The sequence below is a fragment of the Microbacterium suwonense genome (assembly GCF_030296555.1).
GTDB lineage: Bacteria > Actinomycetota > Actinomycetes > Actinomycetales > Microbacteriaceae > Microbacterium > Microbacterium suwonense.
In genome coordinates, this window is record NZ_AP027728.1 from 2,028,763 (window position 1) to 2,042,420 (window position 13,658).

A 13,658-nucleotide genomic window follows, 5' to 3' on the forward strand; every position below is an offset into this window, starting at 1 on the left:
GCGAGTCCGAGATCTCGGTGCGATCCACACGTACGGCGATCACCAGCTCGTCGTCGGACGCGTAGGAGGCGATCTCGGTCAGATCGAACGAGAACGGAACATGTCCGTTGGGCCGCCCCCCAGGTGGTACCCGTTGACCCAGACCTGCGCGTTCTTGTACGCGCCCGCGAAGGCGAGCTCGATCTGCGCGTCGTCAGCGAGGTCCAGCCCGCCCAGCGCGACGCGTGTCCGATACCAGCCGATGCCGCCTGCCAGATAGCCCGTGCCGCTGGAGTGCTCGGACGAGAAGTCCTGCTCGACGCTCCAATCGTGGGGCACGCGAACTGCGCGCCATGCGGAGTCGTCGAAGCCCTTCGCGGAGGCGCCCGGGAGATCGGCGAGTATGAAGCGCCAGTCATCGATGGTGAACGTCTGCATGGGCTCAGCTTTCCTCGGGCGTGTCGATGTACCTGTTGAAGACATGCGCGAGAAGCGCACCGTTGACGACCGCGATGCCTGCGAAGCCGATCAGCAGCCAGAGCAGTCCGTAGCCGGTGGCTTGCGGATAGAACACTGTGATCACCGCGCACAGCGCGATCACGACGAGCGCCAGCAGCGTGGTGAACGGGTGCCTCCACGACAGCAGCCGGGCGTTGCGGATGGTCTCCCGAATGGTGCCCTCGAACTTCGCCAGATAGGGGAACAGCCACAGCACTGTCACGAGTGCCAGGAAGACCAGCACATACCAGACAGCGAACAGCGCCAACTGCAGGATCACAACCGTCACGAGTTCCGAGACCACGATGTGCCAGGCTGCGAAGACTGCCGATGCGCCGAACAGCAGTCCCCAGATCGCCGTTCCCTGGCGGAAGTTACTCCGGAAGGAGCGGAGATAGTCGCCGGTGATCGTCTGGTCGGTACCGGTCGCGATGCGCATCGCCGTGAAGTTCAGTGCGGTCAGCGACGCCCCGAGCGTGAAGAGAGGAAGCGACGTCACGATGAACAGAATGTTCAGGATCATGATGTCGGCGATGCGCGTGAGGGTCCTCATCAGCGCTGAGTCGGCCGCGAAGATGCTTGCCATTCCTCATCCTCTCGTAGGGCCGGGCGGGCCCGCACAGCGGTCCCGCCCGGCATTCTTGCAGTCCTACTTCAGCGGGTGATCCTTCGCCCACTCGTCGATGTCGGCCTGCAGAGATTCCCGCACTTCGTCGTAGCCCGCGTCCTTGAGCTTCTGGCGCATCTCCGCGATGGCCTTGGCCGGGTCGTCGAACTTGCCGTAGTTGAGCTGCGGGATGTACTCCGAGAGCACGGCGCCCATCGCTGCCAGCGTCGGATCGATCGAGCTCTTGTCGATGATCAGTGTGGAGTACGGGTAGTCACGAGCGACCTTGTCGAGATCGGCATACACGTCCTTCAGATTCGGCGCGTCGCTGACTTTCAGCGGCTCGTACTCGTCCATGCGACCGCCCCAGAAGTTCGAGCCCAGCGCGTCTTTCGAGGGGTCGTAGCCCTCGGGGAAGCCGAGCTTTCCGTCCTGCATGACGTAGTCCGTGCCCTCGATCCCGAAGTTCAGCAGGTCGTAGTCGGTCTTGTCGTTGCGGATCAGGTCGTACACCTGCAGCGCCTTCTCAGGGTGCTTGGAATTGGCGCTCACAGCCATGGCACCGTGGGTCTTGATGTCCTTATAGAGATTGCCGTTCTCCTCGCCCCAGTAGAACATCTTCGGGTTGGAGCCGGGCTGCTTTTTATTCATGTTGTCGACGATCTGGGTGAGGAAGGTCTGAGTGTGGTGCTGGTCGGCACCCGACAGGCCGGAGTAGAACTCCTCACGGGTGTCGCCGTCGTAGTTCAGCGAGTCCTCGCGCCAGACGCCGATCTTGTTCCACTCCTTGGCGAGTTCGGCGGCCCCCAGCAGTTCATCGCCTTCCATGAGCCAGGAGGTGACGGTGCCCGGGTCGGACTCCGACGTCGTGTACGGGAAATAGTTTCCCGCGCTCACGCCCTGGAGCGTCATCTGGTCGGTGTGCCCCTGCAGGTAGCCGGTGAGCACGGCGTCGTTGGACGCGCCCGACGCAGCATCCCACGGATACGCATCCGGCTTGTTGTCCTTGACCCACTGGAAGTACTTCGTGAAGTCCTCGAACTTGGTGATCTCGCCGCCCGGGAAGCCGGCCTCCTCCGCCCAGTCACCGCGGTAGAAGAAGCCGTGGTTGGTGTACTGGGTGTAGTTGTCCTCGGGGATGAACTGGATCTCGCCGTCGAGCTTCGTGAGCTCCCAATCGCCCGCGGCATCCACCTGCGCCCAGGTCTTCGGCGCGTTCTCCTTGAGCATGTCCTCCGAAAGCGGCAGGAATGCCCCCTTCTGGGCGTTCTCCCATCCGAACAGCCAGTCCGTGGCCGTGGTGATCAGGTCGACGTTGTCATCGCCGGACAGCAGCTGAACGTTGTACTGCGTCTGCCAGTCGGCCCACTCCACGTAATACAAGTCGAGGGTGGCGTTGACCTGCTTCTTCAGGTTCGCGTTGAGCTTGTCGAGCATCGCCTCCAGACGCCCGTTGCTGGGCTTGTCGCCGAGCACGAGCATCGTGATGGCAGTGGGCTTGCTCGGATCGTCCTCGCTGGCGGCGGTGCACGCCGCCAGCATCGTCACTCCCATGCCGAGGGTCGCGATGACCGCCCCGGTCCTGAGGATCCTTCTCTTCATTGTGAGTCTCCTTGAGATTCTCGTTGCGTGATTGCGGTGGGTGGCGCCCCTGGTGGGGGCAGGATGCCAGCGAGGACGGGTCAGCCTTTGACCGCGCCGATGGTGATGCCGCTGACGAAGTATTTCTGAACGAACGGGTAGAACAGCAGGATCGGTCCGGTCGCGACCACCGCGCTCGCCATCTTCAGGGTGTTGCTGGGCAGGCTCGCGATGCTCACGTTGGCTCCGGCCACCGAGTTGCGCAGCGCATTGGCCGTGTTGATGACGTTGTACAGGTAGTACTGCAGCGGCTTGAACTCAACCGTGCTGCCCAGGTAGAGGGACGACAGGTACCACTCGTTCCAGTACGCCAGGGCGAGGAAGAGGCCGATGGTGGCCAGCGCCGGCTTCATCATGGGCAGCGTCAGCTGCGCGAAGATCCTAAAATCGCCAGCACCGTCGATCTTCCCCGACTCGACGATCTCGTACGGAACGGTGCGCATGAAGTTCTTCATCAGGATGATCAGCCAGGGAGTCATCAGCAGCTGCAGGAAGACTGCAAGATAGCTCCCGCGCAGTCCAAGGCCGTTGGAGACCCAGAGGAAGGTCGGTGCAAGACCCGCCGAGAACAGAGTCGTGAAGTAGATGAAGAACGAGATGTGGTTCCGGAACGGGAAGTCCTGACGGTACAGGGCGAATCCGGTCATCGCGATGATGAACAATCCGATCGCCGTGCCGAAGACGGTCATCGTGATCGTGACGGTGTAGGCGCCGATGATCTGCTTCGGAGCCTGGAAGATCAGGTCGTAAGCGGCGAGGCTGAAATCCTTCGGAATCAGTCCGAAGCCATCCGTACGGATCGCAGCCTCGCTGGAGATCGACGCCGAGACGATCATCACGAACGGCAGCAAGCAGAACAGAGTGAACAGCGTGATCCACACGTACGAGATGCCGCGCAGCCAGCGGTCGCTCGCTGAGAGCCTGATGGCTCTGGTCTGAGACTTGTCGAAAAGGCTTCTGTTCCGCCGTGGCAACAGAATGGCCTTCGTGGCGCCGGTCGCCTCCGTGGCTGGGGCGGTCATGGTCACATCAGAAGAGGGCATAGTCCTTGTTCATCCTTCGAACGAGCCAGTTCGCCGTCATGACGATGGCGAAGCCAAACAGCGACTGGTAGAGGCCGACAGCCGTGGAGGTGGTGAAGTTGTTCTGCGACATGACCATGCGGTACACGGAGGTCTCGATGATGTCGGTGGTCGAGAACAGCGTGGCGTTGTTGCCGATCAGGTTCCAGAACAGCCCGAAGTTGCCGCTCATGATCCCGCCCAGCGAGAACAGGAAGAGGATGATGAACGTCGGCTTCAGGCTCGGCAGGATAACGAATCGGATGCGCTGCCATGCGGATGCTCCGTCGATCTCAGCTGCTTCGAACAGCCCCTTGTCGATGCCCATGATCGCCGCGAAGTAGACGATCGATCCGTAGCCGGTGCTCTGCCAGAGGTGGATGATGATGATGATCAGCGGCCACAGCCCGGCCATGCTGTATATCTTCAGCGGGTCGCCGCCCGTCTGCTTGATGAGGGTGTTCAGCGCGCCTGTGTCGTAGTTGAGCAGGTTGAAGGCGATAACGCCGATGAGCACGACCGAGATGAAGTACGGCAGGAACATGATGCCCTGCGTGATCTTCTTGAAGAACTTCAGGCGGACCTCGTTGAACATGATCGCGATCGCGATCTGCAGGATGTTGCCCAGGACGATGAACGCGATGTTGTACAGGATCGTGTTGCGGGTGAGGTCCCAGAGCATTCCAGACTTGATCAGGAACTGGAAGTTCTTGAGTCCGACGAAGGGGCTGCCGAAGATACCGTCACGGTAATTGAAGTCCGTGAAGGCGATCCAGATGCCCGGCAGCGGCGCGTAGTTGAAGACGATGAAGAACGCCAGTGCGGGCACGCACATGAGGATCAGCATCCTGCTGCTCTTCACCTGCCCCCACACCGACTTGCGTCGTCGTGGTGTCTGCGTCAGGGACATCCTCCGCCTCTCTGCGTTTGCCCGTATCGCCTGCGAGCGAGCCTGAATATCAGGGATAAAACTAACCCCTGATGAAACTATCGGTAAAGCTACCAGATGGATGTGTAGCGATACAAGACCTTTTTGAGAGTCGGGTCTGGCATTCAGGACGAGCTGTACGAGTGCAGGGAAACTCAGGATTCACGCGAGCATCTCGATCCAGGTGAGCACATCGACGTAGCGTATGTCGCGGATATTCATCTGGAGGACGTGTCGCATGCGACCGAGGTGCTGGTGCAAGTCGAGTGCGAAACGCACCTGCCGGCGAAAGCCGCCGAGAGTCCCGGAGGGAGTCAGGCTTGGTTGCACCCTCAAGCGCGGCGAGCGCTGACTCCGGGTTCAGCGACTTGATGTAGAGCCCGTGTGCGAAGCTGAGCACGCACGTCTCGAACAGCGAGGCATTGACACGCTCTCAGATCACTTTGATTGAGACCGCACGGGATCGATCTCTCGAACGATTGTGGTCGGCGGCCAGGAGTCTCGACCATCCTCGCGTGGTCCAGACATTGTCCTTGGCCGCTGACGGATCGTTCTGCGGTGATCACCTGTCAGGATGCGGGAGCGTGTCGCCGAGTTGGGCCTTGGCCTGCACGATTGTCCGGGTCAGGCATCGCGCGCCGCGCTCAGAGCCCGCGCCCACCAGAGTAGGTGATCGAGCATCACGGTCAACCGCTGCTCGAGGGCGTCGAAGACCGCCGCCGCCGCCGCGCCGCCCTCGCGCACGGCTGGGAACTGGGCACCGAAGATGTGCACCGTTTCGCGCACGGAGACCATGTTCAGCTCGGCGACGACTTGGCGCAGCTGCTCGATCGCACGGGATCCACCGACGTTGCCGTACCCGAAGAACGCGGCGGGCTTGTGTTCGAACTCGGCGAAATAGTGGTCGAGCACGTTCTTCAGTGCGCCTCCGTAGCCGTGGTTGTACTCGTTGACGAGGAAGAGGAATGCGTCAGCGTTGTCGAGGCGTTCGCCGAGCGCGCGCTCTGCCCTGCTTGAGTATTCACGTTGGGCGTGCGCTGGCGCTTTGGGCAGGTTGTAGTCGGGCAGTGCGACGTCGCGGACGTCGATCACGGACACCTCGAGATCGTCCCGTGTGCCGAGACGTTCCAGCAGCCAGGTGAGTGGGTAGTCGGCGAAGCGCGGCTCGCGGGTGCTGCCCACGACGAGCGCGACGCGGGGGACGACCTCGCTCATGCGGGGGACGACCCCGCTCATGCGGCGGACTGCCCGTTGTCGAGTTCGGCCCGTACGCGGGGAGCGACCTCGGTTCCGAGCAGCTCGATCGAGGTGAGCACATCGGCCTGTGGCATTCCGCCGATATCCATCTGGAAGAAGTGTCGCGTGTGGCCGAGATGCTGGTGCAGGTCGATGATGCGGTCGGCAACTTCGGACGCATCACCCGCGAAGACCATGCCGCCGGGCGAGTAGTTGGGCTTGGCCTCTTCCCATGAGCGCGGGCCGAAGCGACCTGCCGCAGCATACGCGGCCGATTCGTGTCGGAAGAACATCTGCTTCGCGGATCTGCCGTCGCGGGCGACGAAGCCGTGGCCGGCGACCGAGATCGCAAGCTGCGCGGTATTCACGGCAGCCTGCTCCGCGGCCTGGCGATACAGGGCGCCCATCTGGCCCCACCGTTGCGGTGTTCCCGACAGGATGCCGTAGGAGACCGGCAGGCCCGCCTGCGCCGCACGCACTGTGGAGCCAGGGTTCCCGCCTGTCCCGAGCCAGATCGGGACTGGCTGCTCCGGGCGCGGCACGATCAACGCGTCGTGCAATGGCGGCCGGAACGGGGACTCCCAGTTCGTGCGTTCGTTCGTAGCGACTGCCAGCAGGAGCCCGAGTTTGTCGGTGTAGAGCCGGTCGTAGTCGTCGAGTTCATACCCGAACAGGGGGAACGAGTCAGTGGAGGAGCCGCGGCCGGCGATGATCTCCACCCGGCCGTTCGAGACGATCTGGGCGGTCGCCATCTGCTGATACAGCCGGATCGGGTCATCCGTCGACAGGACGCTCACGGCCGTCGACAGGGTGATCCGGCTTGTCATCGCTGCAGCGGCGTTGATGACGGAGGCAGGAGAACTGACGGGCATCGTCGCGGTGTGATGCTCGCCGACCCCGTAGAAGTCGAGGCCGACCTGTTCGGCGAGTTGGATCTGCTCGAGCATGTTCCGCACCGCCTGGGCGGTGCTCACCGTATCGCCCTCGAGGTTTCTGCCGGCCACGCCGAAGCTATAGGCACCGAGTTCGAACGTCATCTGCTCGATCCTTTCGTCGTTCTTCCTGAGTCCGCGCCCTCCGCGACGGTCGCTCGCACGGCATCGAGGAACAGCTCGGTCATACGCTGCGCGGCGGCCTGCGGCATGATCGGGCCGGGCTCGGAGACGAGGGCTGCGGTCGCCGTCGCGAGCAGGTACAGGTCGGTCTCTCGGAGATCCGCGCGGACGGCGCCGGCCTTGCGCACGCGCGAGAGCAGCAGCCGTGTGGCGCGCATCGACCGCGCATGCTCGTCAGCGAAGAGATCCGATCCCTGCGCTGGTCGTAACAGCACCGTGCCGAACGCCGGATCCGCTGCCTGCATGGCGGCGATGTCCCGGATATAGTCCGCGAATGCTTCCCACGGGTCGTCGGCCGCAGAGGCGAGCGCCGCCTCGGCGCGGTCGGCGTAGGCGCCCATCTTCGCCTCGAACACCGCTTCGACGAGGCAGTCGCGGGTAGGGAATCGTCGGTACAGGGTCGCGATTCCGACTGCCGCCTCCTTTGCGACGTTCTCCAGCGGCGCATCGAGCCCGTCTCGAAGGAACACGGACGCTGCGGCGCACAGCAGCGTCCGTCGCCGCTGCTCGGCGTCTACGCGCAGCGGCTTCGCTTGCTGTACAGGCGGGTCGGTCGGGGCCATGTACGCAGCCTATCGCAACAAGTGGAGGCGCATCTCCACTTGTCTGTTAGGGTATGCCGCATGAACGTCGCCCTTTGGATCGTCACCGGGATCCTCGCCGCCATGTACCTCTTCGCCGGCCTCACGAAATCCTTCACGCCGAAGGATAAGCTCGCGGCGAACATGCCCTGGGTTGAGGATTTCTCGCCGGGGATCGTGACGTTCATCGGCGTCGCCGAGTTCGCGGGCGCCGTGGGGCTCGTGCTGCCGTGGCTCACAGGGATCGCACCGGTGCTCACTCCGCTCGCGGCGACGGGACTCGTGATCGTGCAGATCCTCGCCATCGTCGTGCACGTCCGCAGGGGTGAGCAGAAGAGCCTCCCGTTCAACGTTGTGCTGCTGCTCGCGGCGCTGTTCGTCGCGATCTTCCGCTTCGTTCAGCTCTGAGGCCAGCCATCTCGGCTGGTTCCCGCTCATCTGCGAGGACTGGCCCCGGTAGGTTCGTGACGGCGGAGATCGGTGATCAGCGATACCAGATCGTCACGCCTGCTGAGGATGTCGGTGTGCCCAGCCCCTGAAAGTTGCACGAGGGTCGCATTCGGGAGGAGGCGGGCCGCCGCGAGAGCGCCGCGCACACCAACGCGATCCTCGTCACCCGTCACCAGGAGCGCGGGGCTAGCGGTGTCGATGAGGCGCTGATCGGGAATGCCAGGGTCGGTGTCGATCACATCGAGGAGGGCAAGGAGCACCGCGGGATCGTTGTGCGACAGCGCCAGCGTGGTCGGCGCGTCGATGTCAGGTCGGGCCGCGCGCCATCGGGCGGTAAAACCGGCCATCCCCTCGTGTTCGATCGTGTCGCGGTAACCGGGATAGAAGATCTCTTCCGCATCGCCGGCGCGCAGCCGGTGCGCGCCGGCGAGGGAGACGAACGCGTGCATGCGATTGGGGTGGCGGTCGAGGAGGCTGAACCCAATGCGTGCGCCGAGTGAATACCCGACGTAGGTGACGGCCTCCAGGCCGACTTCGTCGAGCACGGCCGCGACGTCATCGGCGAGCTGTGCCATGTCGTAGCGGTGGGGGCCGTCAGGCTTGCCGCTGCGTCCATGTCCACGGAGATCGACCGTGATCACGCGGTGGTCGTTCAGCGCGCGTACATAGCCGAGCCCCTGCCAGATCGAGCTGGAGAGCCCCAGCCCGTGCACGAGGACGAGGGGGTCTGCTTCCCGGGTGCCGGTGTCGGAGTACGCGATCTTCACCCCATCGCTCGCTATCGCCCACCTGACGTCCACCCCACTACTGTAGGCACCGTCCGTCACTGCGCTGACTCCGCGGATCCGTCCAGTGGCGCCAGCTGCGACGGCGGGCTGCACGGACGACGTTGTTCAGCTACATGCCCGTATCCCGGCATGGCAGCCTAGTCGTTCTGTGGCATCTCGGGCCCGTGCTCGTTCGGGAACAGGACGCTGAGGAGGAGTGCTTCGGGGTGAGTCGCTGCGGTCTTCGGGCTGTCGCCATCCGGCTCCGAGGACGGGTGCAGCGCGTGGACTTCGCGGTGGATGCGTTCCATTTTCTGGTCGAGGTCGTTCGCGAGTTGCGCGGCTTCGACCAGTTCGTCGAGAAGCTCGGCGGGGATCTCCTGGTCGAACTTGTAGTAGATCTTGTGCTCGAGGCTGGCCCAGAAGTCCATGGCGATCGTTCGGATCTGGATTTCGACGCGCGCTTCGGTCATCGAGGAGGACAGGAACACCGGTACCTTCACGATGAGGTGGAGGCTCTTGTAGCCGTTCGGTTTCGGGTGCTCGATGTAGTCCTTGGTCTCGATGACTGTGAGGTCGGGCTGGGCGGCGAGCATCTCGGCGATGAGGTAGACGTCCGCGATGAAACTGCACACGATGCGGATCCCGGCGATGTCCTGGATCTGGTCTTGGATCGCGTCGATGGAGAGTGGCAGTTCGCGACGCTGGACTTTCTCGAGGATGCTCTCAGGGGTCTTGAGGCGGGAGGAGACGTGCTCGATCGGGCTGTGGTCGTGCAGGTGCTCGAACTCGGTTCGCAGGATGTTGATCTTGGTCATGACCTCGTTGATCCCGAACTGGTAGTTCAGCATGAAGCGGGCGAGGCTGGCTCTGAAGCTCGCGAGGCGCGCGATCCGGTCGTTGTCGAGCGGGTCTGGGCGAGCGTGTCGCGGTCTCTTGCTGCTCATCGGTGGGCCTCCCGTCTGAATCTCGTCCGGTCTTCACCCTGTGCCGCGTCGGGCGACCGGCTGAAGCGTTACTCGTCGGTTGTCGGCACGTTGGCGGCGCTCTGCACCGCGCGGAGGAGGGCGCGGACGCCCTGGGTGAGCGCTCGGAGGTCGTCGATTGCGAGGAGCCCGAGCGGGCTGCTGCTGAGCTCTGGGCGGGCTGCCATCAGGCGCTGCACGGTCTGAAGCCCGAGCGGGGTCGCGGTGACCCGGCGCACCCGCTGATCGTTCGGATCGAGGCTGCGCTCCACCATGTGCTGCGCCTCGAGGCGATCAACGATCCCGGACATAGTCGCCAGCGACACACCGACCGTCTTGGAGACGGCCTGCATCGTGCTCCCGTCTGGATGGGCGACGAGGATCATCAACACCTTGAGCTGCTGCATCGTGAGCCGCAACGACAGCATCGGCTCGATGTGCTCGGGCACGAACGATGACTCCAAGGCGGCCTGCAGGCTGAGCAGCTCGGCGAGGAGCGTCTCGCGTTCTACTTCTTCATGTGTACTCACGCCTCAAAACTACCTTTCGCTCTCAGGCGCAACTCAGCGCGGGTTGCTTAGTCCTATACTAAGCTTTGCGTGGCGCTAACCATATTCGGCGATGCCCGCACTCTCTTGTCCTCCAACCGTTCGGTGGTATCTCTTTTGTTCCGACTCGCTCGCTTCAGCCTGGCCAACCGGACGTTGGTCGCGCTCATCACCATCCTGATCGCCGGGTTCGGCGTGTTCTCGATGACGCAGCTCAAGCAGGAGCTCATCCCCTCGCTCTCGCTCCCCCAGACCACGGTGGTGACCATGGTTCCGGGCGCCAGCCCCGAGGTGATGGATGAGCAGGTGAGCGTGCCGATCTCACGCGCGATCACCGATCTCGACAACGTCGAGCAGGTCGTCGCCACCTCCTCGTCGAGCATGTCGATGGTCTCGATCGCGTACACCTACGGCACCGACGCGAACGAGTTCCGGGCCTCGGTCGAGCAGGCACTGAACTCCATCTCTGCGACGCTCCCGAGCGACGCAGACCCGCAACTGATCTCGGGCAGCACCTCCGACATCCCGGTGATCTTCATGACCGCTTCGGGGTCGGAAGATGACATCACGGCCCTGTCCAACACGCTCACGGACACCGTGGTCCCCAAACTCGAGTCGATCTCGGGTGTGCGCTCTGCCGCAGTTTCGGGCGGCGCGGTCGAGCGGGTCGTGATCACGCCGGATCAGGCGGCGCTCGCGACGAACGGTCTGGGCCCGCAGGCGCTCAGCGAGGCGCTCAAGGCGAACGGGGTGACGCTGCCGCTCGGCAGCGTCACCGAGGACGGGGCGTCGCTGCCGGTGCAGGGCGGTACTGCGGTCGAATCCCTCGACGCCATCACGGGGCTGCCGCTCGCCAGCCAGACGCAGCCCGGCACGGTGATCACCATTGGCGACGTCGCAACCGTCGAGCTCGTCACCGAGCCGCAGACCTCGCTCACCCGGATGGACGGCGAGGAGGCGCTGTCGATCTCGATCACCGCGAACCAGGACGCCGACATCGTCGCGATCTCCCACGCGATCGGCGACGCGATCGCCGAGCTCGAAGACGAGGTGCCCGGCCTCTCGCTCACGATCGTGTTCGATCAGGCCCCGTTCATCGAGGAATCGATCCAGCATCTCGCGATCGAGGGCCTGCTCGGCCTGCTCTTCGCGATCGTCGTCATCCTGATCTTCCTGCTGTCGCTGCGCTCCACGATCGTCACCGCGATCTCGATCCCGCTGTCGGTGCTGGTGACCTTCATCGGCCTGAATCTCGGCGGGCACTCGCTGAACATGCTCACCCTCGGTGCTCTCACGATCGCGATCGGCCGCGTGGTCGACGACTCGATCGTCGTCATCGAGAACATCAAACGGCACCTCTCCTACGGGGAGGAGAAGGTGCACGCGATCCTCACCGCCGTGCGCGAGGTCGCCGGCGCGATCACGTCCTCCACACTGACGACCGTGGCCGTGTTCCTGCCGATCGCCCTGGTCGGCGGAATGGTGGGCGAGCTGTTCGCCCCGTTCGCGCTGACGGTCACGATCGCGATGCTGTCGTCGCTGCTCGTGGCGCTCACGATCGTCCCGGTGCTGTCGTACTGGTTCCTGCGCGCGCCGAAGGACGTCACCAACGTCGAGGCGGTGCGTCTCGCAGCTGAGGAGAAGGAGCACAACAGCTGGCTGCAGCGCGGCTACAAGCCGATCCTGCGCGGCACCCAGAAGCACCCGGTCATCACGATCGTCTCCTCCGTGCTGCTGCTCGTGATCACCGTGTCGCTGGTTCCCCTGTTGAAGGTCGACTTCCTGGGGAGCACCGGGCAGAACATGATCATGGCCACCCAGACCTTCCCCGCAGGCTCCGACCTCGACACCGTCTCCGACGGCGCCCGCGACGTCGAGGATGCGCTGCTCGACATCGACGGCGTGGAAGACGTCATGCTCATGGCCGGTTCCAGCGGGGGCGGCTCGGGCGACTTCTCCGCCCTTCTCGGCGGAGGCGGCGGCACGGCCACCTTCATCGTGAACACCGACTCGAAGGCGGACCAGAGCGCACTGCAGGACAAGGTGCGCGACCGCCTCGCGGAGCTAGACGGTCCCGGCGAGGTGAGCCTCATGGACGCCGCGTCGATGGGCGGCTTCGGCGGCTCGGTCGACGTGCTCGTCACCGGCACCAACGACGCCGATCTCGCCGAGGCGGCGGAGGCCGCCTATGCAGCGCTCGAGGACACGCCCCACACCACTGAGGTGTCGAGCGATCTCGCCCCCGCGCAACCGATCACCCAGGTCACGGTCGACCGGAAGGTCGCCCTCGAGCACGGCTTCACCGAGATCCAGCTGCTCGGCATGGTCGGCAGCATCCTCTCCCCGCAGAGCATCGGCAACGTCACCATCGACAACGAGGAGTACCGCATCTTCCTCGACGCGGCCCCGGCGCCCGAGACCATCGCGGAGCTCCAAGATCTGCAGATCCCCACGGCAACGGGCATGGTGCCGCTGACCGAGCTCGCATCGGTGGAGAAGGTCACCGTGGCGACATCGCTGACCCGTCAGGACGGCGACCTCGTCGCGACGATCTCACTCACCCCCGCAGAGGGCGAGCTGGGAGCAGTGACCACCGAGGTGCAGGAGCGAATCGACGGCCTCGACCTGCCGGCCGGCACCACCGCGACCATCGGCGGCCTGGCGCAGACCCAGCAGGAATCCTTCCAACAGCTCGGACTCGCGATGCTGATCGCGATCGCGATCGTGTTCCTGCTGCTCGTCGCCACCTTCCGCTCCCTCGCGCAACCGCTCATCCTGCTCGTGTCGATCCCGTTCGCCGCGACCGGCGCGATCGTGCTGCTGCTGCTCACAGGCAAGCCGCTGGGCATCTCGGCGCTCATCGGCATGCTCATGCTGATCGGCATCGTGGTCACGAACGCGATCGTGCTCATCGACCTCGTGAACCAGTACCGCAAGCAGGGGCAGAGCGTGCGCGACGCCGTGTTCAACGGCGCCCGCCAGCGCCTGCGCCCGATCCTGATGACCGCACTCGCGACGATCTTCGCCCTCATCCCAATGGCACTCGGCGTGACCGGATCGAGCGGCTTCATCAGCCAGGACCTCGCGATCGTCGTGATCGGCGGCCTCATCTCCTCGACACTGCTCACCCTGCTGCTCGTGCCGGTGCTCTACCTGCTCTTCGAGGACGGCCGGGAACGCCGCCGGGTCAAGAAGCAGCAGGCGCAGCGGCCGGTCACGGCAGGTACCGGCCTGCCGAGCGCGGGAGCATCGGGCGAGCCGAGCGCAGCGCAGTCATAGGTT

13 protein-coding genes are annotated in these 13,658 nt (G+C 64.2%); 2 read left to right on the plus strand and 11 right to left on the minus strand.

The features are described from left to right. Window positions 1–78: 78 nt before the first annotated feature. The 8 genes from QUE33_RS10130 to QUE33_RS10165 form a co-directional block, all read right to left on the minus strand. Window positions 79–417 carry a beta galactosidase jelly roll domain-containing protein gene (locus QUE33_RS10130; RefSeq protein ID WP_286299686.1) on the minus strand — a complete coding sequence of 113 codons (339 nt, stop codon included), beginning with the start codon at window positions 415–417 and terminating at the stop codon, window positions 79–81. Window positions 418–421: 4 nt separating this feature from the next. Beyond that, window positions 422–1,063 (minus strand): YesL family protein, encoded by a 642-nt coding sequence (locus QUE33_RS10135; protein ID WP_286299688.1) that lies wholly within the window; start codon window positions 1,061–1,063, stop codon window positions 422–424. A gap of 63 nt (window positions 1,064–1,126) precedes the next feature. Beyond that, window positions 1,127–2,686 (minus strand): ABC transporter substrate-binding protein, encoded by a 1,560-nt coding sequence (locus QUE33_RS10140; RefSeq protein WP_286299689.1) that lies wholly within the window; start codon window positions 2,684–2,686, stop codon window positions 1,127–1,129. An 80-nt stretch (window positions 2,687–2,766) separates the two neighbouring features. Then, a complete protein-coding gene (locus tag QUE33_RS10145; RefSeq protein ID WP_286299692.1) occupies window positions 2,767–3,747 on the minus strand; it encodes a carbohydrate ABC transporter permease in 981 nt (326 codons plus the stop codon). Window positions 3,748–3,754: 7 nt separating this feature from the next. After that, complete coding sequence (locus tag QUE33_RS10150) at window positions 3,755–4,696, minus strand: ABC transporter permease (RefSeq protein WP_286299693.1); 942 nt, start codon at window positions 4,694–4,696, stop codon at window positions 3,755–3,757. Window positions 4,697–5,338: 642 nt separating this feature from the next. Continuing rightward, a complete protein-coding gene (locus QUE33_RS10155) occupies window positions 5,339–5,950 on the minus strand; it encodes an NADPH-dependent FMN reductase (RefSeq protein WP_286299695.1) in 612 nt (203 codons plus the stop codon). Beyond that, window positions 5,947–6,987: an LLM class flavin-dependent oxidoreductase gene (locus tag QUE33_RS10160; RefSeq protein ID WP_286299697.1), complete on the minus strand. Its 1,041-nt coding sequence runs from the start codon at window positions 6,985–6,987 to the stop codon at window positions 5,947–5,949. Before QUE33_RS10160 ends, QUE33_RS10155 begins: the two co-directional genes overlap by 4 nt. Continuing rightward, window positions 6,984–7,628, minus strand: coding sequence for a TetR/AcrR family transcriptional regulator (locus QUE33_RS10165; RefSeq protein ID WP_286299699.1), 645 nt, complete (start codon window positions 7,626–7,628; stop codon window positions 6,984–6,986). The genes QUE33_RS10160 and QUE33_RS10165 overlap by 4 nt, the downstream gene beginning before the upstream one ends. A gap of 60 nt (window positions 7,629–7,688) precedes the next feature. Here QUE33_RS10165 and QUE33_RS10170 point away from each other — a divergent pair, with 60 nt between their 5' ends. Beyond that, window positions 7,689–8,054, plus strand: a complete 366-nt coding sequence (locus tag QUE33_RS10170) for a DoxX family protein (protein ID WP_286299701.1) — start codon at window positions 7,689–7,691, stop codon at window positions 8,052–8,054. 26 nt (window positions 8,055–8,080) lie between these two features. Here QUE33_RS10170 and QUE33_RS10175 read toward each other — a convergent pair whose 3' ends face one another. The 3 genes from QUE33_RS10175 to QUE33_RS10185 all read right to left on the minus strand — a co-directional run bounded on the left by QUE33_RS10175 (window position 8,081) and on the right by QUE33_RS10185 (window position 10,277). Beyond that, complete coding sequence (locus tag QUE33_RS10175; protein ID WP_286299703.1) at window positions 8,081–8,809, minus strand: alpha/beta fold hydrolase; 729 nt, start codon at window positions 8,807–8,809, stop codon at window positions 8,081–8,083. A gap of 212 nt (window positions 8,810–9,021) precedes the next feature. Next, entirely contained in the window at window positions 9,022–9,810 is a 789-nt protein-coding gene (locus QUE33_RS10180; protein WP_286299705.1) for a GTP pyrophosphokinase, read from the minus strand. 68 nt (window positions 9,811–9,878) lie between these two features. Then, a complete protein-coding gene (locus tag QUE33_RS10185; protein WP_286299706.1) occupies window positions 9,879–10,277 on the minus strand; it encodes a MarR family winged helix-turn-helix transcriptional regulator in 399 nt (132 codons plus the stop codon). Between the two features lie 255 nt (window positions 10,278–10,532). Between QUE33_RS10185 and QUE33_RS10190 the strand changes: the two genes are divergently transcribed. Then, window positions 10,533–13,655 carry an efflux RND transporter permease subunit gene (locus tag QUE33_RS10190; RefSeq protein WP_286299708.1) on the plus strand — a complete coding sequence of 1,041 codons (3,123 nt, stop codon included), beginning with the start codon at window positions 10,533–10,535 and terminating at the stop codon, window positions 13,653–13,655. The last annotated feature ends 3 nt before the right edge of the window (window positions 13,656–13,658 follow it).